The following is a 25,884-nucleotide window of genomic DNA, read 5'->3' as shown; positions in this document are numbered from 1 at the left end:
AATCAGGCTGTTTATTGCCTTATTTCTTTCTGCAGGCATTACATCCTCCTTAAAATGATGTTTATACAACGCATCGAAGTAATCTATAACGCCACTAGCAGAAGCTATCTGTGCATGATCTGGCCCTGCTGGGGTTAACATGCTGCGGGTAATACCTTCCTTAAAAAAATGTGATTGATTCTCCATCTTTAGGATCAGGTCTTTTTGCACATACATTAAACCCAAATGAGGCCCAAAGGTCTTGTACATGGAAAAAAGGTAGATATCTGCTCCTAATTCCCTAAGATCCGGGAAACCATGAGGCGCATACCCTACCCCATCAACCACACATAGGGCTCCATAAGAATGGGCCAATTTACTGATCTCCTTTACAGGATTTACATCACCAATAACATTGGAACAATGCGGAAAGGCTACCATCTTTGTACGTTCGGAAAACAGGTCTTTCAGGGTATCCAAACTCAAAATTCCAGTGGTGGTATCCACATGCCACTCAATGATCTCGATCCCGCGATCTCCTAATCTTCTCCATGCTCCGGCATTGGCTTCATGATCCTGACAAGAAACGATGATCTCATCTCCTTCATTCCACATAGGACGCATGGCATTGGCCAGTACATACACATTTTGGGTGGTGGAAGGCCCAAAATGAATTTCAGAGGGGTCCACATTGAGGTAGTCCGCCATTTTCTTATAAGCATTGTCCATTAATTCTCCTGCATGGGCGGAAGCCGGGTATGGATAATAGGGCTGCACTTTGTTTTTCATATAGAAGTCGGTTAACCGATCTATAAATTGTTTACAGGGATAAGAGCCACCTGCATTTTCAAAAAAAGCCCAGCCCTGCAGGGTGGATTCCGAAAAAGCCGGGAATTGTGCACGCACAAAGTTTAGATCTAGTTTCATAGTTACAAAGGAATTTAAAAATGCTTTCTGGTTCTACTTTTTAACTTGAGATGATGGTAGATCTTTAGGAAAAATTTGATCATTGGTAGTATTGGCTTGTGGTTACCTACCCAATTTAATGAATATAATGGTACAACATATAAATCCCTGACCGTAAATAAAATTAACGGGCTATGGCTGAACCGGAACGCCAGAACCATTTCTTTTTCTTTAATTTGCCAAAGCTATGGCCGCAATTCATACCACCTTTCTATCCCTTGGCAGTAACCTGGAAAACCGGGTCTACTACCTGCAAAAGGCACTCTTTCTTCTGCAGGAAAGAGCAGGTACGATTAAGAAGGTATCGCCGGTCTATGAGTCGCCCTCCTGGGGCTTTGAGGCAGATGATTTCCTGAATCTTTGCGTAGAATTGGAGACCTCACTTTCTCCCCAAGAACTTTTGGAAACCGTATTAAAGATCGAAACCTCCCTGGGACGTATCCGTACTCCTGAAGCAGGTTACAAACCACGCACGCTCGATATAGACATACTTTACTATGATACTCTTATCCAGAAAACCGATTCTCTGGAACTCCCACATCCGGAGATTCAAAAAAGGCGTTTTGTATTACGACCATTGGCAGATATCGCTCCGCAATTATACCACCCTGTACTAAAAAAGGACAGTCGTAACCTTCTGCAGGAATGCAAGGATAGTGCTAAACTCCGGAAGACCACTGTAAAGCTTTACAAGAATTGGCATGGACTGTTTACCAGTCTCCATTTCGTGGCCATTGAAGGAAATATAGGAGCCGGAAAGACCACCCTGGCGCATAAGATCTCTGAAGATTTTAAGGCCAAGCTGGTACTGGAACGCTTTGCGGACAACCCCTTCTTGCCCAAATTCTACGAAGACCAGAACAGGTATGCCTTTCCCTTAGAGATGTCTTTTATGGCAGACCGCTACCAACAGTTTACGGAAGACACTTCCCAATTCGACCTGTTCAAGAATTTTATGGTAAGTGATTATGATGTGTACAAGAGCCTCATCTTCGCAAAGATCACCCTTCAACCAGATGAGTATTTGCTCTATCGCAAAGTCTTTACCCTAATGTACCGCGAGGTGCGCAAACCCAACCTCTATCTATACCTCTACCAAACAACAGACAGACTTCTAGATAATATAAAAAAGCGTGGACGCGCTTATGAACAGGAGATACAACCAGACTATCTGGAAAAGATCAACCGGGGGTATTTTGACTACATTAAAAGTTTCCCGGAACAAAAGACCCTGATATTGGATGTGAGTGAGCGCGACTTTGTATATGACCCCACAGACTACGACCATGTGCTGGACGAAATATTACGCTTTACGACTCTCCTTCAGAGTACAAGCTAAAAAATGGAGAACATAGGAAGATTCCCTTCCTTACAGCGGTTTTTAGGAGGAGATCTTACTCCAAAAATCCCATACTACCACCCCTGCACTAACGGCAATATTAAGAGAATGTTTGGTGCCTAATTGGGGGATCTCCAAAACACCGTGGCATTGGCTTACCACTTCCTGAGAAACGCCTTTTACCTCATTTCCAAAGACAAAGACATATGGCTTTTTTGAAGAGGGAAAAAATGTATGTAACTGAGTGGCCCCAACTGCCTGTTCCACAGCCATACAGTGATAGTCCTTTTTTAGTTCCTGCAACAGGGCAAGCGAATCTTTCCGGTATTCCCAGGCCACACTTTCTGTAGCCCCAAGGGCTGTCTTGCGAATGTCCTTATGAGGCGGGGTGGCGGTAATGCCACAGAGATAGATCTTTTCGAGCAGAAAGGCATCTGCAGTGCGGAAGACAGAACCAATATTATGCAAACTTCGGATGTTCTCTAACACCAGTACCAGCGGGGTTTTCTGAGCCTCCTTAAACTCGTCTACATCCAATCTGTTCAACTCCTTATTTTGTAATTTCCGCATCTGTTCGTCCTTTGATCTTTGGGTTATTGAAGTTATCCGAAAATATCAACAACTATGTGTAATCCCTGGGTAAAATAGTACATTCGTTCTCCAGGGCAAAGATAAACCTAACACCAGAATTTTACGTGTCTCAATCGAAAAAACAGAAGAAGGTAACCCCTTTGATGAAGCAGTTCAACACCATCAAGACCAAATATCCTGATGCGCTATTGCTTTTCCGAGTGGGTGATTTCTATGAGACCTTTGGAGAAGATGCTGTAAAAGCCTCCAGGATCCTGGGGATCATTCTCACCCAACGCAATAATGGCGGAGACCGCACTGAACTGGCAGGCTTTCCTCACCATTCTTTAAACACTTATCTCCCCAAGCTGGTAAAAGCCGGGCAACGGGTGGCCATATGTGACCAATTAGAAGACCCCAAACTAACCAAGACCATTGTAAAAAGAGGCGTCACAGAACTCGTAACACCCGGGGTAGCGCTTAATGATGATATCCTTAACTCCAAAAGCAATAATTTTCTATGTGCCCTCCATTTTGGGCCTAACACCTATGGGATCTCATTGGTAGATATCTCTACAGGAGAATTCCTAACTTCTGAAGGGAGTGCGGAAGAAATAGATACACTTTTGCAACACTTTGGCCCCAATGAGGTACTGGTCTCCAAAAAACACAAAACCGATTTTACCGAAACCTTTGGCACAAGGTATCATATATTCTATCTGGAAGATTGGATCTATCAGGAAGACTATGCCAATGAATCTTTACGTTCACATTTTAAATCAGCGTCTCTTAAAGGCTTTGGTGTAGCTGGTTTACCACAGGGCATCATTGCCGCAGGGGCGGTACTGCATTACCTCTCGGAAACCGAACACAAAAGGTTGCAGCATATCAACAAACTGGTGCGGATTGGGAATGATGACCACGTCTGGATGGACCGTTTTACCATCCGTAACTTAGAGCTCTACCACTCCCCTCACCCGGAAGCTGTGACTTTACTACAAGTCATAGACAAGACGCTTTCCCCTATGGGCGGCCGTTTACTAAAACGCTGGCTGGCATTTCCTTTGAAAAATCTGGAAAAGATACGTGGCAGACACCAGGCTATTACCCACTTTTTAAAAGAAGAAAAGCTGCTCTATTCCCTGCAAGGAAGTATGAAGAAAATGGGGGATCTGGAACGTCTTATCGCTAAAGTAGCTACCGGGAAGATCAACCCCAGAGAAGCGGTACAACTAAAGAACTCCATGGAGGCTGTAGTACCCATCAAACAATTGGTTTCCAACACAGAAGTGGAAGCCGTGGTTAGGTTGGGAAAAGGCTTAGATGATTGCGAGGTATTGCGGAGTCGGATCAAGGAAGTTCTAAGTGAAGAGGCTCCTGTTAATATGCAAAAAGGGGCCACCATTGCTCCAGGCTTTTCTGCTGAGTTAGATGAATTACGAAGCCTGGCAACCACAGGAAAGGATTATTTAAACCAGATGCTGGAACGTGAAACAGAACGCACCGGTATTACCTCCTTGAAGATCGCTTCCAACAATGTCTTTGGTTACTATATTGAGGTTCGGAACACGCATAAGGACAAGGTACCTGAAGAATGGATCCGCAAACAAACCCTTGTGAATGCAGAGCGGTATATCACCGAAGAACTCAAGGAATACGAGGCTAAGATACTGGGGGCTGAAGAACGTATTGCAGATTTGGAACAGCAGCTTTTTGCCCAGCTTATCCTTTGGATGCAGGCCTATATTTCACCGGTACAGGAAACGGCTCAGGGAATAGCGGCCCTGGATTGTTTATGTGGGTTTGCTCAGTTGGCCAAAGAGAACAATTATGTGGCCCCGGCCATGAACGATTCTACAGAACTTATCATCACTAACGGCCGGCATCCGGTCATAGAAAAGCAGTTACCTCCAGGGGAGACCTATATTCCCAATGATCTGATCCTTAACAGGGATGCGCAACAAATTATCATGATCACCGGGCCCAACATGAGCGGTAAATCGGCTATTTTAAGGCAAACCGCCCTTATTGTTCTCCTGGCACAGATAGGGAGTTTTGTGCCTGCCGAGGCGGCCCAGATTGGATTGGTAGACAAGATCTTTACAAGGGTGGGCGCCAGTGATAATATTTCCATGGGCGAGTCTACCTTTATGGTGGAGATGAACGAGACCGCGTCTATTTTAAATAACCTTTCAGAACGCAGTTTGGTCTTGTTAGACGAAATTGGGCGCGGCACCAGCACCTATGATGGTATTTCCATTGCCTGGGCCATTTCCGAATATGTACATGAACATCCCAGCAGGGCCAAAACACTTTTTGCCACGCATTACCATGAGCTCAATGAGATGGCCACTACCTTTGAACGCATCAAGAACTACAATGTTTCTGTGAAGGAATTACAGAACAAGGTTTTATTCTTACGCAAGCTTACCCCTGGCGGCAGTGCCCATAGTTTTGGGATCCATGTGGCTAAAATGGCAGGGATGCCGCAACAGGTATTGAACAGAGCCAACAAGGTGTTGAAGAAATTAGAGAAAAGTCACTCCAGTGAAGAGCTCACAGGCAAACTACAATCTGTAGCTTCGGAGATGCAGCTCAGCTTCTTTCATTTAGATGATCCTTTGTTAGAGGAGATCAAGGAAGAGATCCTAACCCTGGATATCAATACCCTTACGCCGGTGGAGGCATTGATGAAACTCAATGAAATTAAGCGATTGCTCACCAAGAATAAGAAGGCCACATCATAGGGTTCTTCCAGTGGCATACCTATCTTTCTTTTTCCCTGAAAGTTCTTTGGTTTTTATAGAATTGTATTAAATTTGCGTCCGCATCTGAAAGAGATGTTATGTTCTTTAAAATGCGAAAATAGCTCAGTTGGTAGAGCGCCACCTTGCCAAGGTGGAGGTCGCGGGTTCGAATCCCGTTTTTCGCTCTGGAGAAATACTATTTACAGCATTTCTTTGTTGAGTTTGTCTTTTTGGGAGGCTCGAGTGGTGGTCCCGATAGCTATCGGGAGGTAGACACGTTATCTTTGTAAAGTGTTTGTTAATCATCGAGATTGAAAGTTTGCTCGAGTGGTGGAATTGGTAGACACGTTGGACTTAAAATCCAATGGCCATTAGGCCGTGCGGGTTCAAGTCCCGCCTCGAGTACAAATGCAAGAAAAAGCCAGCGCTATGCGCTGGTTTTTTTGTTTCAGGAAGCTGAGCCAAGCTTGCTTGAGCGAAAGCGGCTGAAACAAAAAAGCTACATGAAATGCAGGCTTTTTCTTGTTCAAGATGTTTGAGCGGGACTCACGAAGTCTGACAAGACGAGTAATTCCCCGCTATACTTAGTGAAATCTCAATTCAGAATGTCCTTCTGGAGGAAAATGGCATGAAATGCAGGCTTTTCCTTGTTCAAAATGACGCAACAGGACAAACCGACGAAGGAGGTTATTCCAAGCCTCGAGTACGGATAAGATGAAAAGTCAGAGCAGTTACTCTGACTTTTTTGTTTCCTATAGGCTCTGCCAAGGGCTTGATCAAAGGCCAATAAAACAAAAAAGAAGGCCAAAGGCTTCAATTTTTCTATTTCAAGACTTTCTGGGGAACTGCCAAAAATCCCATATGGAGCATGGATAGAAAAAAACCAGCGCAATGCGCTGGTTTGTTAATAGTATAATTAGATTGTTAATACGTAATCATCCCATTACCAGTGTGCGAGAATTCTCCAACAAATACTTCAGGATCAAACTTACTTGGACCCGTAATATTGTATACTCCATCTGCAATTTCCATGAATCCTGAAGCTCCTTCAAACCTTCCCGTTCCACCACAGAAATATATAGTTCCCGAATAGGTGGCACTAGTATCTGAAACAAATACAAATGTAAATTCTCCTCTGGAAAATATTTGATCCCCATTAGCAGCATTTATTACATCTAATAACTCTGGTATTACATCTAATAACTCTGGGATTTGTAGATCACCACATTGTCCAATTGTGCTTAGATTAAACACCCCTGGAATATCAGCATCTGGTATAAAGTTGCTTGGTGCAACAGTTCCATAAATTTTACCAAGATGCTTCATTTTTCCCGTGTAAGTGGCCAATCCTCCATCCGGATCATCAGCACCTGCAAGGGTAATGGAAATAGGGCGTTCAACATCTTTACCCCCTTTTAGTTCTACGGCAGTTAATTCGTCAGCAGGGTCGCCTGCTGTTTCCTTGTCACAGGAATAGGTCAGAACAAGCACGGCCATCAAGACCAGTTTAAAAATTGTTTTCATGATTGGTTATCGATTAATTGGTTAAAGTGGACTACCCTATTGCAAAAAAAAGAAAATAGGAAAGCGATATCCTTTCTGATTAAAGAAAGTGTAATGACAACGCCAATGAAAAAAATAAAGCTTTACATAATGCTTAAAATAGTCTCACTGTCAGTTGTCAAGTTGTCAAGTTGTCAAGTTGTCAAGTTGTCAAGTTGTCAATGAAAAAATAGAGAATCTAATTGGAAATAATCCCTGAATCTGTACCAATAGCAGTAAATACTTTCCAAAAGCCCCCAAATAATGTCCCATGCTTCTTATTAGAAGTGCACTGACATTTTCCCGGGTAAGATATTCTATAAAATCAAGAATGTATAGGTTTGAAAAATAAAAATCTCCGGACCTGGCGGTCAGGGGTTTTATATACCGGACGGATGTAGTTTAAAAACCATCAAACTTAAACTTCTATTCGCCTTTCTGTATGGAGAAGAACACGACCTGGATGTCGCGGATTTAAAATCCAAGCTAACAGTAATTCCTTCCTCAATTTTTCAACTGCTTTTTCCGAGCAATAGCCGCATGAAATGCAGGCTTTTTTTTGTTCAAGATGTTTGAGCGGGACTCACGAAGTCTGCTAAGACGAGTAGTTCCCGACTCTAGGAAATGCAATTTTGAATTTCTTCATAAATGTTTCGAATTGTTTGGGGGAGTGAAAGGGGCTTTTTCAATTAGAATGATAGATTTAGGCCCAACATAACATCGTGGAAGAATACATCTATAGGAACTACAGGTCTTGGGTCGTACGTGTTTTGATAAAGTAGTGACAAACCTATATTCTTTGTAATTAAATAAGTGATCTCAGAACTACTTGCCAGACGATAATTCCCGAAAGGATCACCCAATGAGGGCTGAAAATAGCCGCTCAAATCCAGCGTGAATTGGTTATACAGCTTTCTTTTATAACTCAAATAGATGTTGGCACGGAGCTTTGTCACCTCAATGGGTTTTGGATCGGCTGGTATCAATGTGGTGTCTACAGTGCCCGAATACGTCCACCGCTCAAATTCGTAAGAGGGGCCCAGACCAACAAATAAACCTTCTCTTGGTTTGTAAATAATTCGATACCTAACATTGGCACCCAAACTGTATTTTATACCTAAACCACGAATTTCTTGCCAGAGGATAAGTCCATACGATTCAATTACAAGTTTTTCTCGTTCGGTTGGATTTCGATGTTCAAAGTATACGAAGCCTCCAGAGAGGATATCCTCATCTCCAAAACGGGAATATTCCAGTTTATTCGCAATGGTAAATGCATGTCTTTTAACCCGGAACGAAATATCAGCAGTATTCTCTATCTCGAAAAATTTTTGTTTCACGTTTCTGTATCGAAAGCTAGGGACAAATGAGCCTTTGATAACTTTGGAAGAATCCAAAATTACATTGAAATTCTCAGAATGAAGTACCTGGCCGTAAGATTTGTTCGATGAGATCACACCTAATATTAAATAGAACAATAAATAATATCTCATAATTTATGCTATTGAAAAAAGCATGCAAATATATTACAAATTATGGTTTGGTAGCGCCATTAAGTTGTTTGCGGATTTTCGTAAGTAGGATAGATCAAGAAATAAAATATTTACAGTGTTAATTGCTGTTTTATTTTACTTTTTCAAATTCTAAATTGTCACCATAATAAGCTCCGCCTGACCAAGGAAAAATAAAAAAATTTCCCACAGACTCAGTAGCAGTGTCGATACTTAAATTTCCATTTTGAAGTGAACCAATTCTTGTTTTACGGTCCTCGTAAAAATTCATAAATACAAGAGGAAATATAAAACTACGTCTATTAAATTCAAATGTATTTTTAACTATTTTACCTTTTAAAGTATTTTCCTTTACAATTTTATCGTTAATGGTAAGGGTCACTTTAATTCTTTTTTTATCAATTACTTTTATTTCCACAAAATCCTTTCCACTATTATTATTCCACAAAAATGTTCCAGGTCTGAGAAATAAGCTATGGAATAAATTATTAGGACAATGATGTTTTTTATTAATAGTATCACTAATTGACGATCTTTTGTAGATTCCGTTTAGGATGGATAAATTTTCTGAATTCAATTCAATCCTATAGTTATTATTAACAGGGTCTTTCAAAGTTGAACAAGAGGACAAAAAACCTATCAACACTACAATTATAATTTTATTGGTAATGTTCATTTCAGATTACAATTAACGGTTTTGTATAGGATGTCATCTCGCCTTTGGCATGATGAATTATAGCTAATATAGTGACACATTTAGTTTACTGAAATTACAATTTTACCATTGTGCAATGCATCTCCAAATCGTTTAATCGCCCAGGGTATTTTATCAAAAGAATAAGGACCGTCAATAACACAATTCATCTTGTTGTCCTTATATAGCTGATTAATGTAGTCCAAGTCATTATTCGTTTTTAACATGACCATGTGAACACGTTTCTTGCTACATAACTTTAGTATCGGACTCATATAAAGCATTTGCAACAGCTTGCCAGACCTACCACCTATAGAAACGTATTTTCCTTCCGGTTTAAGAACCTTTAAAAATTTCCAGAGCGATCTAGTGGTCTTACAATCAAGGATTAGATCATATTGTTGATCACTCTTAGTAAAATCTTCTTTCTTATAGTCAATTACATTGTCGAACCCTTGAGTTTTCATCGCTTTTAATTTTTCACCCGTATCAACCCCTGTAACATCTGCGTTGTAAAGTTTTGCTATTTGAATTCCAATTGAACCAACACCGCCGCCACCGCCATTGATCAAGATCTTCTGGCGATCTTTGATCTGTCCCACATCCCGCAGACCTTGTAGAGCAAGCATTGCTGCGTGTGGAATACTAGTTGCCTCTTCAAAACTCATGCTATCTGGCTTTAGAGTAAGTGCTTTCTCATCTATGCAAAGAAACTCAGCAAAGCTGCCAAATCCGAATTCTGAGATGTCACCGTATACGGCATCACCGGCTTTAAACTTTGTAGCATCATTTCCGACCTGTTCCACAATTCCTGCTACCTCCATTCCTGGAATACTCAATTTTTTCTTGGGACTAAATACCCCAAAGATCAGGCGATAAGCAAAAGGCTTTCCTGTGGTAATGCACCAATCGTAGTCATTGATCGTTGTTGCACATACTTTTACCAGAACCTCGGTATTTTTAGGTCTAGGTTGTTCAACTTCTATAAGCCTGAGAACTTTTTCAGGTTCTCCGTAGTTTTTAATAGTATATGCTTTCATATTAACCAATGTGCCACTAACGGTCTCCTGGCTATGATTCCGTTTTGAGTTACATCAAGCCCTTGTTGTTTTATATTTTAGCCAGTACTAGTTTTATTAAAAATAGAATAAATTATATAGGTTAGCTTACATAAAAATAAATCATAACCGTTGTTAATCACAGATTTTTTAAATGAATATCACAAATAAAAAAAGCCTATCAATAGTGACAGGCTTTTTAAATAAAAATACGTTAAAAAGGAATCTATTAAACTACCTTGACATTTACTGCGTTCAATCCTTTTGGACCTTCTTCTACATCGTAACTTACTTTATCCCCTTCTCTGATTTCATCAATTAGTCCGTTAACATGTACAAATACATCTTTGTCACCTTCTTCTGGAGTGATGAATCCATATCCTTTAGAATTATTGAAAAACTTTACTGTTCCGTTACCCATGATTAAGAAATTTAATTACAATGCGAATGTAGGGTTTTATTCTGATTGTGCCCAACCGACTTGACTATGATTTGCTTGCGTTGTTCGCTATGCTCGGAATGACACGCCTGGGGTGTAATTAACTATATTCAATGTTGATTGCATTGTCTTATTCTATCAGATTACTCATTTCGCAATATCTTATCCATTTTTCGGCCTTTTGCTAATTCATCTACTAATTTGTCCAAATACCTAACTTGTTTCGTTAATGGATTTTCAATTTCCTCGATTCTATAGCCGCATATTACGCCTTTGATGAGATGAGCATTAGGATTTAACGCTGCCTTGTGAAAGAATGTTTCAAAGGTTACTTTTTCATTAACGAGTTCTTGTATTTTGTTTTGATCAAAGCCAGTCAGCCATTCAATGACCTGATATAATTCTTCCTTTGTTCTGCCTTTCTTTTCGACTTTTGTAATATAGTGGGGATAGACTGAACCGAATATCATTTTTGCAATCCGTTCATCATGTTCGGGAGTTGTTTTCATTTTCTTGTCAATTTATTTCTTAGTTGATCTTCATTACCATCAAAGGACATGGTTATGATTCCTGCCTGCCTGTCCTTCGTACGAAACTTTGCAATGCGGGCCGGTTATAGCCGTTTTTGAAAATTGTTTTTTAACCTAATTGTTTTATTGTTTTAGTCATATTTATAAAGGTATTTAAAAAAGATAATTCTGTATGTAAGGATTATCCAATTATCTTTATAAGGCTACAAAATGATAAAATGAAATTCTCAGAAGTTATTATTATTGGAGGAGGCCCGGCAGGCTCTACCTGTGCCTGGAAATTAAAACAGAGCCATAAGGACTGCATACTTCTTGATTCTAAAAAATTTCCAAGAACAAAATTATGCGCTGGATGGATAACTCCTAAGGTCATTGATCAGCTTGAATTAAGTGATTATCCCAACATCCAAATTAATGACAATTATGTAAACTTCTTTGGTATTGATAAAAAACTGAAATCAAAATCCTATTCTATCAGACGTTATGAATTTGATGACTGGCTTTTAAAACGATCTGGTGTTGATGTATATCATCATAAAGTTCAGAAGATCATAAAGCAAGACGGGTTTTATATTATAGATGATTTATTTAAATGTAAATATCTTGTAGGAGCCGGGGGATCACATTGCCCAGTATATAATTCGTTGTTCAAAAAAGTACACCCGAGAAATAAGAATTATGAAGTCTGTTGTTTGGAGGAAGAGATAAAATATGATTATAAAGATAAAGCTTGCCGGTGTTGGTTTTATGAACATAATATTCAGGGCTATTCATGGTGTGTTTCAAAAAATGATGGCTACTTGAATATAGGTGTTGGGGCACTTTTCAAAGGTGAAAAAGTGACTATAAAAGAACATTGGGATCTGCTTGTTAAAAAACTTAATTCCCTTGGCATCGTTACAAACTATGAATTTAAACCCAAAGGTTATGTGTATCACATAAGAGATCGTGTAGACCATTGTAGGTTAGATAATGCTTTCATTATTGGTGATGCAGCTGGTTTGGCAACAACAGACTTGGGAGAAGGTATAGGTCCTGCCGTTGAGAGTGCAATGCGTGCTGCAGAATCCATTGTAAATAAAAGCGAATTCAATTTGCATTCAATACACAAGAAAAGTGATCCTGTCGCTATGGGAATAATGCTTTTTTTATGGCGTATGATAAACTTTTTTACACTAAAAAAAACTTCAAATATTTCCTGATGATCTTTTGAAAATTGAAGACCGATTGGTGGTCATAATAGTTGCTAACAGGTTTTTTATATGTTTCGTAATAAAGTTGTAATTTATATTCCTTGTTAGCGATTGTTTATTCAGATCCGTCATCTAGCGAGATAAACTTTTTTAGTAGAATTCCAATTTCCGCATTCCGATGGATATCTGCAAAATTTTGGGCGCCAGGACCTTGAGCAAAAAGAGGTACAACAGCGGCCGTATGGTCTTTCGTTGCCCATCTTATCTGTAGTTTTGGATAATCTCCGAAATCAGCAACTGCATTAAGTCCACCGCCGAATCATTATTATGAGACGCGGCATCCATTTCTTCACATTCCACAAGTAATACAAAGGGTTTCTTTTGAAAAGACAGATATTCTAAGGCCACCTCCGTAAGTTGTGGAAGGTTAGGAGTAGAATTCAAATCCTGTATTTCATCTTCGTCAAAAATTGCCGCGATTGGTTTAAGAATGGAATCTTGCTTTGGAAGTTCCAAGGATTTATCCAGCAGTTGAAATCGCTTAGTTAAGATCTTAAGGGTCTCTTCCTTCTCAGGAACATCATCTTCCCCAAGATCCTCAAGTTCTCCAAATAAAAGATCCAGTTCGCTCGAAGCTATTTGTGTCAGTATCTCCTTTGCGTCATCTTCCGTTTTAGTATGTGCCACAAAAGCAGCGGGAGTTCCATCCCAAATGTAGGAGTCCGTTACAATTGCTGTGACATATTGCTGATCTGAGGCTACTTCAAATACATTTTTTAGGGTGTTACCGTCTTGATCAAGGCCAATATAACCAAAAGAAGTTGATGTTCCGGTAGCCATAGCAGTTGCAGAAGCTTCGGAGTCAGTAAGTGGGCCATAAGAAGATCTTGAATCGTGCCATCCTTTTATATCAAACTCTTGCCAGACCGAAGTCGTATTTTCTGATTGCTGCGTAAGCAAGGCCAAAGATAAATGCCCAAAACCCATTCCATCTGCTATGAAAACAATAATATTTTTCGGTTTTTCATCCAAAGATTCCGGTAATATCTTATTTATGGCTTGCCCGGGAGAAAATTCAATATCTGATGAGGGTATTGAAACATTTATATTGAATACATAGAGTGAAACTACCAGAAGCACCAATAGTGCCAGCGTGGAGAGAAGGCTTGTTTTTATCCAATTTTTCATAATTGAGATAAATTAACTAAAAAAGAGCAAAAGACTATAGTTATTTTTATAGTTCCTTTTGTATAAATTATCGTTAACTGTCCTGTATATGATTTTGTCACGCTTGCCTACCTTTTGGCAGGCAGGCAGGCAGGTTATAGCCGTTGTTGTAATTAGTTATTCTTTTTTTCTTTTCTTATATACGGTAAGTCCAGCACCAAGTCCAATCAATATTGCTGGTATCATTCCAAAATCGATATTCTCATAAATAATGGAAATAAATAGTCCCACTAAAAGTAATATGATTCCGGCAATCTGAACTTTATTCAATGACATATAGTATTTTAATTAATTACAACGTGTTCGTGTATGGTTTCGTTTTGGTTGGATCAAGTTTGTCTTAACGGGACAATTTTAACCAGGCAAATTACTGAAGACAACCGATCTCAAGTTTCAACCTGTCACGCCTTGGCATGGTATAGGTTAATAGTTTGAAAGTAACAAAAAATTTCTAGCTAGAGTTTCCGCAAAATTAACTATCCACGTAGTTATAAAATGTGCGGTAAGATTTGAATTCAAGTAAATGATATAATGTTCTGAATTAGGACTCCAATTATTATAAGGCCTAGAAAAATTAAAATGGAGTAAAGAACTGACTTTTTCATATTTTCAGAAAACGCGATTAAGTACAAACTAAAAGCAACAACAATTATTTCAATTAAATACACAAAATTAAAAACCACTAATTGTTTTAATGGAAGATTCACATAGGAAAAAAGACCAAAAAAATTACTTAAAGCAAACAATAAGGCGAAAACAAAGCCAAATTGTAACACCTTCTTTATTGGTGGTTTAGTCGTAAAAACCATAAAGAAAATGTAACCAACTAACGAAGTTAAAAGTAAGAAGCTCAAATATCCAGCTGGAATTAATACTGCTAAATCGTTGAGAGCTTTTAATGCAGTAATATCTTCTTTCCAAAAAGATGAGAATAATGAGGCATGAAACAAAAAGTCGATTCCAATGAATATCAACCAAGTCAATATAATCGAAATAAGTCGTCTTCTATTGGTTATTAATTCAGTCACATCGCATTTTATATAACGGTTTCAGCTATGAGTAGTTGCGTGTCCCGATAGCTATCGGGAAAGCACTAACTTTTATAAGTATACACCAAACTGAAAATCCACGAGTCCCGATAGCTATCGGTATCAGAAGTAGGCGAGAACGGCGCCATTACTTATAGCCATTGTTATGCATAGTTGTTTCTTTAATTTATTCGAGTCTTTTTTAGGCATGAGATAAAACTGGGAACATGCTTTGATTGTTTTTGAAATAATCTAATTTGTCCTTAATTACAAATAGAGTATCTTCTTTTTTTAACAAACTCTTTTGGTAATCGGCTTCATCCAATGGGGTAAATCCCAATATTACTTTTTTAGTAGTTTTATCAGTCATTAATTGAATTACATCGTCTAGTTTAACCCGTTCTTTTGAAAATACATCATTCAAGTATAACGTGTCACCTTCAATTTCTGCAATAATTGCAGCATTGAGTTCTCTCAGGTAGTAAATACTGTTTTTCTTAAATGACAGACAATAAAACATAACTAAAGATGTATTGTTTCGCATTGATATTTTTGATATTGGATTTGATTCGTTTATACTTTTTATCAATAATTCCTTATCATATTTATCATCCATTTTAAGCTTTCTTAATGATGATAAAGTATTAGGAATGTTTAGGGGTTTTGAGTATTGGTATTGATCTACAATTTGGAAATTAAACTTTGGATAGAAATCAAGAACACTGTTGTTTGCAAAAAGATATATAAAATCAGACTGTTCTTTCCATTCGTTTATTACTTGTTCCATAATGAACTTGCTAAGTCCTCGATGTCGGTATTCTTTGTCCGTCATAACAGTACCAATTTGAATACCCAACTTTTTCTCATTTTCGATAATAAACTCAATTTTACTAACTGAAACATTAGATATCACTTTATTATTGTGCAATAATGAATTCGGGATATAATTGTCACCCCAGTAACCATTTAGATACCATTTTTCGAAATTGAATCCAAATGTAGCTTCTGTCAATTTATTAAAACTTGCTCTTATTTCTTGGTCATGTTTAAAATTTCTAGCAAATCCATAAGTAATATTATTGAGTTTTATAAGCTCCATCAATTTTTAATTTTTAGCCTAATTCTCTAAACCTTCCTCTAATTATGCATAACTAGTAATATACATACTAAAATAGTGTTTATCCCAAGACCTTTACCAGATATGAATACCTATTTGGGATCTTTATCCATGATCTAAAATGGGCAATGTGTCTATATTTCGACCTTCATTATATTAAAATTATTCAGCCTAAATACCAGGCATCCGCCAGAAGAAGTCTCGGGCAATAGCCCTTGTGTAACAAATGTTACGCTTACCCCTGCATTTTCAAGCTATATTATCGTCCTTAAGAAAAATATACACTACTAATTTTAGCAACCTAATGATGAAAAAAGACTTTGAAACAAAATTTACAGGATGGGCCTTTCTGATAGCTGCCCTTTTCTTATGGGGTGGTTGGGCCTTATCACCACATCATATTGGCGAATACATAGTGGCTTCAGATTTTGCTCCTATTGGAGAACAAGTCTGGACTTGGATCTGGATGTTCCGCATCCATATTTTTGGATGGGTTATCATGGCCATTGCAATTTTCGCCCTTATGGCGATCACTTTTGAAAAACCATACCGTGTGGTCATTGTCCCCGGTGCCGGAATGGTCATTGCCGGAACCATGACCCTCGCTATTGCATCAGCATTCTATTATAACTTTGGTGCCTGGGGAGTAGGCCAAACAGCAGGAATGTCGGCTGCAGAAATTGATGTATTTATGAACGATATTCTGTACACAAACCAATATGTTACCTGTTTTGTGCGCTTTGGACGCGTATTTTCCGGGGTTGGTTTGGTATTACTCGGTCTTGGTTTGGTAAAATGGAAGATCATCAATGTGTGGCTAGGCTGGTTTACCGCCCTTTTAGGGTTGGCCGCTATGGGCATTGTGATGGGGATACCGGAACACTACGAAATTTACAAACCTGTTTTCCATGTAAAAGTACTATGGTTGCTGCTTATGGGAATTTATATCTTAAAGCAAGGGATCCATCTGCCAAAAACAATATCCAAATAAAATAGAATCCCATTAAATTGGGCACCTAAATAACATGCAAAAATCCCCGATATCAATTGATATTCGGGGTTTTTTTCAAAGACAAAGGGTTAGGGATCATCTACTGTTTAACCCCCGTCCAGGGTGCTGTAAAGGCCCGGTTTGGGCAATAACTGATGCCCTTTAAGCTGCCGTTCTCCAGGTAGCCCGAATGGTAGTAGTCGTTACTGGCATCACTGGTCGTAAAGGCAACATATAATTTGTCCCAATTCTGGTTGATTAGCCCATTTTCAATAGGGCTGCCATAAAAGGTACCCGTAAAAGTATTCCCTTCAATGGCTGTAACTACAAATTTCTGGTAATAGCCTTCTGACTCCGGGGTGGGTCGTAAATCGATGGTCCACTCCCCTATCAACGGATTCGGAGAAGAAGTCGCCATATCTGCCTCCTGTGCACTTATAATCGTTATACACATAGAGATCAGTAAGGCAAGGACATATTGCTTTTTCATATTCAATCTATTTAGCATGTTATTTTGCTTTTAAACTCAAGGCGAAACCACCACCGGGTCTAAGGTTATCGAATTTCCATAAATGATACACTAAATAACAGGAACGAACTATTTCTCCGGCGTTGCTATGGTAATATTCCGATATTCCACCGGACCGTGATCTCCTTGTAGCAATATTGGTCCCGGAGTACCTTCCTTACTATTCAGTGCGCCACCCGTGATCCCAGGGATGATCTGCCGGTATATAATGGTCTCCCCGTTGGCAACAATAGTAACCCGGCGGCCCACCAACGTTATATCATAGCTTTGCCATTCTCCTGCCTTCTTTGCTGCATTTTCATTGGGTGTTAAAAAACCATATACGCCACCCAGGTATATGGAGGAAGGTTTTTTACCATAGCTGTCCTCTACCTGAACCTCATAGCGCCCACGAAGGTAGATACCAGAATTTGAATGTTCCGGATAACGGAATTCAATATGAAGTTTAAAATCCATAAACTCTTCTTCGGTCATAAGGTTGGCTCCGGAAGAAGGATTTGTTAGAACACCATCTTTTACAAACCATTGATTTGCCATACTACCGGGTGGTGTTGTCCACCCATCAATGGCATTTTCTTTTAAAAGTGCTCGTGGTTTGGACCATTTTGCAGGTTCTGGTGTAAGCAACTCTGGTGCCCTTGCTCCTCTAAACACGTGGGGTTTGCCAAATGGATCAATAAGATTGCCTTCCATTGCACCTTCGTTCACTGTTCCGGTAAGATGTAAATAATGCGTTCCATCCCATTGTGGCGGAATGCTGAAGTTAAACACGTTTTCTTTAAGATGCACTTCAGAAATAGGCCTGGCGCTACCTGAAACACCAACAAAATGACCTACCAGGGCCTTACTGCCAGATTGCTTGACCTCCAGCCAGGCGGAAAGCCATTTGTCTCCATCCTGCACTTCCAGGTCCCAGTGGCCGATTACTTCAGGAGGATCCTGAGCGGTTATTGTAATGGAGCCAAAAAGGAATGAAATAAATACTATTTTTTGCAAAAGACGGTAGAAGGTTTTCATATAATAGATACTTTTTTGATCTATCGATAAATATAGAAAATAAATACATACTCTTGTAAGCAAGCAATTGCAGTTAGTTAATTTGAGTGCGCTTGTATAAAATATATAGTTATTGCTCCGTAAGGTAATATCTAAACTCATAGAAGTACAGTAAAATCCAGGACGTAATCACCTAAATAGAACTGTTAGAACATGAAGGCATCTACTCATATGTAAACAACCACATTCCTGTCTGCTTTGATGTTTTGTAAAACTTTCTAATAATTTCATTATCAATATATTAAGACTTATGTAACCTAAGTTACACACACCGCAAACAATGACTTTCATCAGTATTTTAAGTATTTCTTGCCACTACCTTTATCCTATTCTAAACAACCGCAACCCGGGTACTCAAGGAAGAGTTCCTTATGGTATGAAAGGGTTGCCTAATGAACATTTCAATGAAAAACTATCTGGTTACTTTCGCCTTTTCACTCTTTGCTACGGCTGCCTTTTCACAGGCAGGGCACATTATGCAAGGGGTTGGTTCTGTAAACATGTCTATGGGTGGGGCGGCCACCGGACAACCCCTTGATATTTCAGGGGCACTACAATGGAATCCGGCAGCAATATCAACCTTTGATGATAAGATCTTAAAGTTTGATATAGGTTTGTTCTTTTCTTCACCCGAATTGTCTTCTTCTTTACCGGCTGGTATGCTTGGGCCTGGAGCTCCTTCAGTTAGTGGTTCAACACCAGATGATAGAGGTGTATCTCCTTTGCCTGCATTGGCAATGGTTTGGGGAAAAGAAGGTAGCAAACATACTTTTGGTGCTTCAGCATTTGGTATCAGTGGGTTTGGTGTTACATTTCCTGAAGAAGCAAATAACCCGTTAAGTGGAAGTTTCAATCCGATGGTAAGTTCAAATCCTATTAACTATCCACAAGCAGCTATGGGATTTGGCCGTATAGAATCTGATTATATGTTGTTACAAGTAGGTTTGTCTTATGCATATGAAATATCTGATAAATTTTCTATTGGCGTGCAACCAAATATTGACTATGCGGCTTTAGAATTAGCACCTAATCCTACAGCAAGCCCAACAATGGCAGGATATCCAACCACAGATAAAGCTTCAGCCATTGGTTTTGGAGCCCAGTTCGGATTATTCTATGATAGCGGACTCGGATTAAAACTAGGAGCATCTTATAAAACAGCTCAAAAATTTGGAGAATTTGAATTTGAAAACACTTATTTAGATAATAGTACTGCTACAAACAATTTTCAAATGGATTATCCGGCTATTTTCTCTCTTGGTTTTGGATACTCAACGGGGGATGTTGATTTAGCTCTTGATTTTAGAAGAGTAGATTATGAAAACACAGAAGGTTTTTCTGAAACTGGATGGACTCAAACAGCATCTGTAGCCGGATTTGGTTGGGAAAATATATCAATCTTATCGGCAGGACTTCAATACAAAGGAATTAACAAACTACCCCTGCGTTTTGGTTATACCTATAGTTCAAACCCTATTCCGGAAGAAATAACATTTTTTAATATTCCGGCAACTGCAATAATTAAAGATGCATTCCAGTTCGGGTTGAGCTATGAAGCAAGTGACAAGCTATCTTTAGATGCTGTTTTCCATTATGGATCGAGTGGAGACCCCACTTCCGGACCCATATTGAATCCTCAGTTCATTACTAGCGGCAACCCTTACGGAGCAATCCCCGGAAGCGAAGTCTCCTATGAAATGACGACCTCCATGATCATGGTAGGGGCCAGTTATACCTTTGGCAAGTAAGCAACTGACTCAATATTGACTTTTAATAGCCAGAGAAAGCGATACCGCAAAAACGGTATCGCTTTTTGGGATAGTACATAGAAAACTTAGTAGATTAAGAAAACGATATGTCTACTATGGTCCATTTCATTACCTTTAGGGCAACCTAACTCAATATGAAAAAGCGACTTCGCGCTCTGTTATTACTATGTGTAATCCTTCCGCTTGCCACCCTGCTTATCTGTGATGCCATTATAGACAAAGGCGCTAAAGGAAAGACCTTTTATAGTGTACAACAACTGCATAAAAACAGAGTTGGTATTGTGTTGGGGACTTCGAGCCGACTTATACAGGGAGGAAACAATCCTTACTACACTAACCGTATAGCTGCCACTATTGCTCTCTATAAGGCGGGAAAGATAGATATGGTGTTGGTGAGCGGGGATAATGCTACCAAATATTATAATGAGCCAGACACTTTTAAAAAAGACCTTATTTCCGGAGGTATCCCGGAAGACAAAATTATTCTGGATCCATCTGGCCTGCGTACCCTGGATTCCATGGTACGGGCTAAAGAAGTTTTTGGTCTGGACAGCGTAACGGTCATCTCACAAAAATTTCAGAATGAGCGGGCTATTTTCCTGGCCCAAAAGAAAGGCCTGTATGCCATTGGGTATAATGCCAAAGATATTGAGGGCTCCCAGGGTTTAAAAGTACAGATACGCGAATACTTTGCACGAGTAAAGGTTTTTATAGACCTTTTACTTAATACCCAACCCCTATCCAATGGGGATAAAATTGCCATCCCCTAAACAGAATTGCACAAAATATTCTACTTTAGAGCAGCAATTCGTATATGCCAAGCATAAAAACCTTAGTAAAGAATTTAGGACCCGGCTTGCTCTTTGCCAGCATGGCTATTGGCACCTCTCATTTAGTGCTCTCTACCAAGGCCGGAGCCCAATACGGATGGGTGATGGTGATCCCAATTATCCTGGCAAATATTTTAAAGTACCCGTTTTTTGAGTTTGGGATCCGTTATACCACGGTGACCAACACCTCCCTTATTGAAGGCTACCGAAACCGGGGAAAAGGGTATCTCTGGCTATATACTGTTATTACCTTAGTAACTACTTTTACTATATTGGCAGCCTTGTATGTAGTTACAGCCGGACTCTTTATAAACCTCTTTAAAGTAACTGATATCTCTGTGAGTACCGTGGCACTTGGGCTTTTTATGTTTATCTCAGCAGTGCTGATCATTGGGCGTTATAGATTCCTGGAACTCTCCTTAAAATTTGTGGTTTCTATATTGTTCATTGCCTTGTTAGTCACCACCATATTAGTACTCTATAAAGGGCAGGTAGACCCCGTTCCTAATTTTGTACCTACACCTATTTTTAATGAAGTAGGAATTTTATTTTTAATAGGCCTCGTAGGCTGGATGCCCACCGCTGTGGAGGCCAGTAGCTGGATAAGCCTATGGACGCTGGAGAAACAAAAAGTAACTAAAAGAAGGCTGCCCCTAAACGAGGCATTGCAAGAATTTAATTCGGGCTACTATATGACGGCCCTGTTGGCCATCTTCTTTTTGATCATCGGCTGGATGACACTATATGGCACACAAACAGAGCTAAGCGGTAATGCAGTGACATTTGCAGACCAGGTGGTGCAATTGTTCACTACTCATATTGGGAAATGGGCTTATATCTTTATTGCAGTTTCGGCCTTTGCTACCATGTTCAGCACCTGTATGACCGCCCACGATGCCATTGCCCGTGTAAGTCTTGACATTTTAAAACACCTTACGCCTGTCCATAAGGACTTCTCCGGGAAAAAGTATTTTGCTATTGGCATCATAGGCCTCGCGGTGGTGAATTATGTGGTCTTAACAGCCTTTGGAGCTAATATGGGTACTTTGGTAGCTCTGGCTACCTTTATTTCATTTGTAATGGCGCCCATTGTGGGGTATATGAATCTAAAGAATGTGATGAGTACAGATCTGCCGGCCAGTTTTCATCCGAAAAAAGGGCTGCAATACCTCACCTATGCGGGCATTGTCTTTCTCTCGTTATTTGCGCTCTATTATTGCTGGATGATCTTGTTCTAGAAAAGCAGATCATAGTTGAGCACCACTATTAACTGCCGTTCATTCTTTTTATGGAAAGTATCTAAACAGAATACACCGTTGGTACAGTTATTCAATAACTTATCTTCCCCATACCCAATAGAATACAAGATGTTGGAGGTTGATACCCCATGGGTTTCCAAATAGTTTTTAATGGCATCGGCCCTGCTTTGAGAAAGCCTGAAATTAGTGGCGCCACCCCCTCTGCTATCCGTATGCGATTCTATCCGCAATTGCATTTGAGGAAACCTGCTCACAGCATCTACGACCTTTTCCAGTTCTGCAGCAATTGTTTCGGTGATCTTACTTTGGCCTTTATCAAAATAGAATTTGTTGAGTTTTAGTACGGTCTGTCCTTCAGTTTCTTCAACCAGGTCGTCTACTCTGGCAATGCCCATATTAAAGGCCATGTTCTGTAATTGTTCCAGCGCTTCTCCGGTATATGTGTCGGAAAAGATAGAATGACGATCCTTGGTTGCCTGAATTGTGATGGTCTCCTGCCATGGCACTTCAATTCTGAAGGTGCCATCTTCATTTGTGACCATTTGTTTTAAGAGATTACCAGCTTGATCAAGGAGCCTTACTTCTGCCTGCGCAATTCGATCATTGGTAGTGAGGTTTAACACACTGCCATTTAGGGTAAATGTCTTGATCCCTGGTTTATCTTTTATGATAAAGCCATAGATATCGTCATTTCCCTTCCCACCGGGGCGGTTAGACGAGAGATACCCAATTAGGCTATTATCCTGGTAGTTTTTGATGATAAATCCAAAGTCGTCTTTCTCCGAATTCAACCCTTTTCCCAGATTTACAGGGATGCTGTAAATATTATCTTCCAGGATCTCAGATTTGTAGGTATCCATCCCACCAAGCCCATAAAAAACATCGGAGGCAAAGTACATGCTTCCCTCAAAGATATAGGGAGCTATTTCGTTCCCGGGAGTATTGATTCGCGGTCCCAGGTTTATAGGTGATGACATAATAAGACCATTGTTGGTATAGACGTAATAAATGTCTGTCCCTCCCAGACTATCCTCAAAATTAGCGGCAAAATAGAGTTTGCCAGTATCGGCATCATAAAATGGATAATAGAACGAAGTACTCAGATCTTTGAGCAGGAAACGAAAATTGCCACTGCGATCAGTAGATCCAACGGCCAATGAATTCTTCCCATTCTCATCAAAGATCAGGTTGCCATTTTCTTCATTCGAACGTATATAAAACACAGCGTCGAGTGCTTCCGAATAATAGGGAGTTCCCTGGTGATATGCAAAATTAGGAATGCCCTTAAAGGGTCTTGTGGTTACAATATCTCCTTTTACATTAAGTCTCGCCACAAAAATATCCAGGTAGGATTCCCCTGAAGGTTCATAGGTCTCTTTAGCATCAAGGCTACGGGCACTGGTAAATAAAAGTTGATCGCGATAGAAAGATGGTGCAAAATCAGCTTGGGAGCTATTGTCATTTACATTGAAAACTGCCGGAGCTATAGAAGAATTATCAACTGTGTTACGCAGCTCAAAATTAAAATTGGCATTCTCCACTAATTCCGGGGTAAAGGCAGAAGGATTGGTACTTAGAAAAGCACGTGTGCTTTCAATACCCTTGGTGACCTTCATCGCCAGTAGCATCTTATTAAGATGATAGCCCGAAAGAACTGAATCTTTAGAATAGACCTCTAAATAAGTGTTGGTAGCCCTATCATAATTATTGAGTTTCAGATAGGATTCTGCCAGATTTAAATATTGTTGCGTATTCAGGGGCTTTGTCTTCGCTTCCTTCAGGTACTCTCGGATGGCTCCCTGATACTGATATTCAAAGAACAAGACATCGCCTTTGGACAGTCCTTTCTGGCCCAGGGAAATTCCGGAGACAAATAAGCACAGTAAAAGGATAAAGTGTTTCACTCTCATATCATTTACATTAAAAAAACCTGGGACTATCAATTTGTTTTGGTTGACCCTTTCTACTTTTTGTTTTAGTGGTTTTGGTTCTGTTACCTCCTCCGCCCAGGAAGAATTTAAGAATAACCTCATGGGAACCTTGGTTAAATTGGCCTAAAGAGGTGGTATTATAATCATAAGAATATCCTAAGAACATCCCATTGCCTATTTGAAAGCCTGCCAGACCACTTACTGAATTATCTATTCGGTAGCCCGCGCCTAGAGTAAAGACATCATTAAATAGGAAATTAGCAGATATATCTAACCGAAATGGTAAGCCTTCAAAATAAGTAGCCAATAATGCAGGCTTAAATTTTAATTGATCACCCATCTCAAAAACCACTCCGGTAATAAAATTAACTTGTATCTGGTCATTAAAAAATGCTTCAACTTCTTCATCTTTGTTTAAACCCGTTAAAAAATTAGGTACGGAAGCGCCAAGATACCAATCTTGCCCATATAGAAACATACCCGCCCCTGCTGTTGGATAAAATTTATTAAAAACCGTATTGGAAAGCAAGGGTTCATTTGGATTTTGAAAATTCCCTTTTGTAAAATCTATATCGAGGATACCTCCTCCCGCATCAATCCCAAAAGATAAATAAGTATCAGCAGATAGGTTGACCTGAAAGGAATAGGCCACGTCAAAATATGTTTGGCTGGTTGGTCCGAATTGATCGCTAACCACATTAAAACCAATACCATTCTTACCATTTCCCAAAGGAATATTTGCCCCAAATCTCAAAGTACGTGGCGCACCGTCTATATCAATCCATTGTGCCCGGTACAAGGCAGCAATCTCTGCTTTGTCTACTGAACCAACATATGCAGGGTTAAAGCTCCCTATATTGTACATGTATTGAGTATACTGTGGTTCTAACTGAGAATACCCCATAACCGTGCACAGCAGCAGGCCGGCTATAAAATAAACTCTAATTATCCTTTTGTGAGCCATCATCATTTATCGTAGTATTTGGATCCATCCCGTGCGAACTTCATCAATTCCTTCGGCTCCCAAAATATAATAATATGTGCCTTTTGGTAAATTCCCATTCTTTCCAACACCATCCCAGGTATTGTCATAGTTGGTTGCAGAGAAGACACTATTGCCATAACGGTCAAAGATCTCTAAGAAATTATTAGGAAACAATTCTATACAATTCACCACAAGGAAATCATTAATCCCATCGCCATTTGGCGAAAATTGATTAAACTCCAGACCGCAATTATCCGGAATTTCCGGACTGGCTTCAATATCTACAAAGGATACATTATTATCTGAATTGTTGTCTAGAGGTACAGAGGCGTTCAAGGAAGCAGTATTCCTCAATGTGACAAAACCTGTAAGATCTTCCGATATCCTGACAATTAAAATAAGAGTTGCACTTTCACTATCTAATAATTCAGCGATCTGCCATAGACCACTAAAAGGATCGTATGTTCCCAAAGATTCGGTATGCGAAACATAGGTAAAATTAGCATCGAGTATGTCTTCAATTTCAATATCAATAACCCTATCTGTAGTTAAATTACTCACATCAATAGTAAAAATAACTTGTTGCCCCGCAAT

22 protein-coding genes and 2 tRNA genes are annotated in these 25,884 nt (G+C 39.5%); 9 read left to right on the top strand and 15 right to left on the bottom strand.

The features are described from left to right. The coding region (locus tag Q0X72_RS10495; protein ID WP_297764982.1) for an aminotransferase class V-fold PLP-dependent enzyme at window positions 1–906 on the bottom strand (906 nt) is incomplete at its 3' end. Window positions 907–1,132: 226 nt separating this feature from the next. On the opposite strand from Q0X72_RS10495, the gene folK reads away from it, so the two are divergent. Further along, window positions 1,133–2,284: a 2-amino-4-hydroxy-6-hydroxymethyldihydropteridine diphosphokinase gene (folK, locus tag Q0X72_RS10490; RefSeq protein ID WP_297764979.1), complete on the top strand. Its 1,152-nt coding sequence runs from the start codon at window positions 1,133–1,135 to the stop codon at window positions 2,282–2,284. Between the two features lie 42 nt (window positions 2,285–2,326). Here folK and Q0X72_RS10485 read toward each other — a convergent pair whose 3' ends face one another. Beyond that, window positions 2,327–2,854, bottom strand: a complete 528-nt coding sequence (locus tag Q0X72_RS10485) for an RNA methyltransferase (protein ID WP_297764976.1) — start codon at window positions 2,852–2,854, stop codon at window positions 2,327–2,329. A gap of 164 nt (window positions 2,855–3,018) precedes the next feature. Here Q0X72_RS10485 and mutS point away from each other — a divergent pair, with 164 nt between their 5' ends. The 3 genes from mutS (at window position 3,019) to Q0X72_RS10470 (ending at window position 6,006) form a co-directional block, all read left to right on the top strand. Next, the gene (mutS, locus tag Q0X72_RS10480) at window positions 3,019–5,601 is read left to right on the top strand and encodes a DNA mismatch repair protein MutS (protein WP_297764973.1); all 2,583 of its coding nucleotides are present in this window, start codon (window positions 3,019–3,021) and stop codon (window positions 5,599–5,601) included. A 112-nt stretch (window positions 5,602–5,713) separates the two neighbouring features. Beyond that, a tRNA-Gly gene (locus tag Q0X72_RS10475) sits at window positions 5,714–5,786 on the top strand. Window positions 5,787–5,922: 136 nt separating this feature from the next. Then, window positions 5,923–6,006 (top strand) — tRNA-Leu (locus Q0X72_RS10470). 519 nt (window positions 6,007–6,525) lie between these two features. Here Q0X72_RS10470 and Q0X72_RS10465 read toward each other — a convergent pair. The 6 genes from Q0X72_RS10465 to Q0X72_RS10440 form a co-directional block, all read right to left on the bottom strand. Further along, window positions 6,526–7,125, bottom strand: coding sequence for a hypothetical protein (locus tag Q0X72_RS10465; RefSeq protein WP_297764971.1), 600 nt, complete (start codon window positions 7,123–7,125; stop codon window positions 6,526–6,528). Window positions 7,126–7,832: 707 nt separating this feature from the next. Beyond that, entirely contained in the window at window positions 7,833–8,636 is an 804-nt protein-coding gene (locus Q0X72_RS10460; protein WP_297764968.1) for a DUF481 domain-containing protein, read from the bottom strand. Window positions 8,637–8,766: 130 nt separating this feature from the next. Continuing rightward, window positions 8,767–9,330, bottom strand: coding sequence for a hypothetical protein (locus tag Q0X72_RS10455; protein ID WP_297764967.1), 564 nt, complete (start codon window positions 9,328–9,330; stop codon window positions 8,767–8,769). A gap of 80 nt (window positions 9,331–9,410) precedes the next feature. After that, on the bottom strand, window positions 9,411–10,388 hold the full coding sequence (locus Q0X72_RS10450; RefSeq protein ID WP_297764964.1) for an NAD(P)-dependent alcohol dehydrogenase: 978 nt from the start codon (window positions 10,386–10,388) through the stop codon (window positions 9,411–9,413). Window positions 10,389–10,635: 247 nt separating this feature from the next. Then, window positions 10,636–10,827 carry a cold-shock protein gene (locus Q0X72_RS10445; RefSeq protein ID WP_297764962.1) on the bottom strand — a complete coding sequence of 64 codons (192 nt, stop codon included), beginning with the start codon at window positions 10,825–10,827 and terminating at the stop codon, window positions 10,636–10,638. A 161-nt stretch (window positions 10,828–10,988) separates the two neighbouring features. Further along, entirely contained in the window at window positions 10,989–11,354 is a 366-nt protein-coding gene (locus Q0X72_RS10440; protein ID WP_297764959.1) for a DUF2200 domain-containing protein, read from the bottom strand. 239 nt (window positions 11,355–11,593) lie between these two features. Here Q0X72_RS10440 and Q0X72_RS10435 point away from each other — a divergent pair, with 239 nt between their 5' ends. Beyond that, a complete protein-coding gene (locus Q0X72_RS10435) occupies window positions 11,594–12,577 on the top strand; it encodes an NAD(P)/FAD-dependent oxidoreductase (RefSeq protein WP_297764956.1) in 984 nt (327 codons plus the stop codon). 252 nt (window positions 12,578–12,829) lie between these two features. Here Q0X72_RS10435 and Q0X72_RS10430 read toward each other — a convergent pair whose 3' ends face one another. Then, window positions 12,830–13,756, bottom strand: coding sequence for an alkaline phosphatase (locus Q0X72_RS10430; protein ID WP_297764955.1), 927 nt, complete (start codon window positions 13,754–13,756; stop codon window positions 12,830–12,832). Between the two features lie 1,269 nt (window positions 13,757–15,025). Then, on the bottom strand, window positions 15,026–15,922 hold the full coding sequence (locus Q0X72_RS10425; protein ID WP_297764953.1) for a GNAT family N-acetyltransferase: 897 nt from the start codon (window positions 15,920–15,922) through the stop codon (window positions 15,026–15,028). Between the two features lie 322 nt (window positions 15,923–16,244). Here Q0X72_RS10425 and Q0X72_RS10420 point away from each other — a divergent pair, with 322 nt between their 5' ends. Continuing rightward, the gene (locus Q0X72_RS10420) at window positions 16,245–16,931 is read left to right on the top strand and encodes a hypothetical protein (protein WP_297764950.1); all 687 of its coding nucleotides are present in this window, start codon (window positions 16,245–16,247) and stop codon (window positions 16,929–16,931) included. A gap of 100 nt (window positions 16,932–17,031) precedes the next feature. Here the strand turns inward: Q0X72_RS10420 and Q0X72_RS10415 are convergent, their stop codons facing one another. Next, a complete protein-coding gene (locus Q0X72_RS10415) occupies window positions 17,032–17,421 on the bottom strand; it encodes a hypothetical protein (protein ID WP_297764948.1) in 390 nt (129 codons plus the stop codon). 108 nt (window positions 17,422–17,529) lie between these two features. Next, window positions 17,530–18,477 carry a DUF1080 domain-containing protein gene (locus Q0X72_RS10410; RefSeq protein WP_297764946.1) on the bottom strand — a complete coding sequence of 316 codons (948 nt, stop codon included), beginning with the start codon at window positions 18,475–18,477 and terminating at the stop codon, window positions 17,530–17,532. 443 nt (window positions 18,478–18,920) lie between these two features. Between Q0X72_RS10410 and Q0X72_RS10405 the strand changes: the two genes are divergently transcribed. From Q0X72_RS10405 to Q0X72_RS10395, 3 genes are all read left to right on the top strand, one after another. Continuing rightward, window positions 18,921–20,264 (top strand): OmpP1/FadL family transporter, encoded by a 1,344-nt coding sequence (locus Q0X72_RS10405; protein ID WP_297764944.1) that lies wholly within the window; start codon window positions 18,921–18,923, stop codon window positions 20,262–20,264. Window positions 20,265–20,419: 155 nt separating this feature from the next. Continuing rightward, window positions 20,420–21,055 carry an ElyC/SanA/YdcF family protein gene (locus Q0X72_RS10400; RefSeq protein WP_297764942.1) on the top strand — a complete coding sequence of 212 codons (636 nt, stop codon included), beginning with the start codon at window positions 20,420–20,422 and terminating at the stop codon, window positions 21,053–21,055. A gap of 44 nt (window positions 21,056–21,099) precedes the next feature. Further along, on the top strand, window positions 21,100–22,353 hold the full coding sequence (locus Q0X72_RS10395) for an NRAMP family divalent metal transporter (RefSeq protein ID WP_297764939.1): 1,254 nt from the start codon (window positions 21,100–21,102) through the stop codon (window positions 22,351–22,353). On the opposite strand, the gene Q0X72_RS10390 is transcribed toward Q0X72_RS10395, so the two are convergent. The 3 genes from Q0X72_RS10390 to Q0X72_RS10380 form a co-directional block, all read right to left on the bottom strand. Then, window positions 22,350–24,407, bottom strand: a complete 2,058-nt coding sequence (locus tag Q0X72_RS10390; protein WP_297764936.1) for an OmpA family protein — start codon at window positions 24,405–24,407, stop codon at window positions 22,350–22,352. The genes Q0X72_RS10395 and Q0X72_RS10390 overlap by 4 nt on opposite strands. Then, window positions 24,295–25,275 (bottom strand): type IX secretion system membrane protein PorP/SprF, encoded by a 981-nt coding sequence (locus Q0X72_RS10385; RefSeq protein WP_297764933.1) that lies wholly within the window; start codon window positions 25,273–25,275, stop codon window positions 24,295–24,297. The genes Q0X72_RS10390 and Q0X72_RS10385 overlap by 113 nt, the downstream gene beginning before the upstream one ends. Beyond that, window positions 25,276–25,884 (bottom strand): gliding motility-associated C-terminal domain-containing protein (locus Q0X72_RS10380; protein ID WP_297764929.1); only part of this gene is annotated, 609 nt, incomplete at its 5' end.

It is taken from the genome of uncultured Muriicola sp. (genome assembly GCF_947258935.1).
Classification (GTDB): Bacteria; Bacteroidota; Bacteroidia; order Flavobacteriales; family Flavobacteriaceae; genus Muriicola.
Note: the sequence above shows the minus strand (reverse complement) of the source record. Positions and strands in the feature narration are given on the sequence as shown.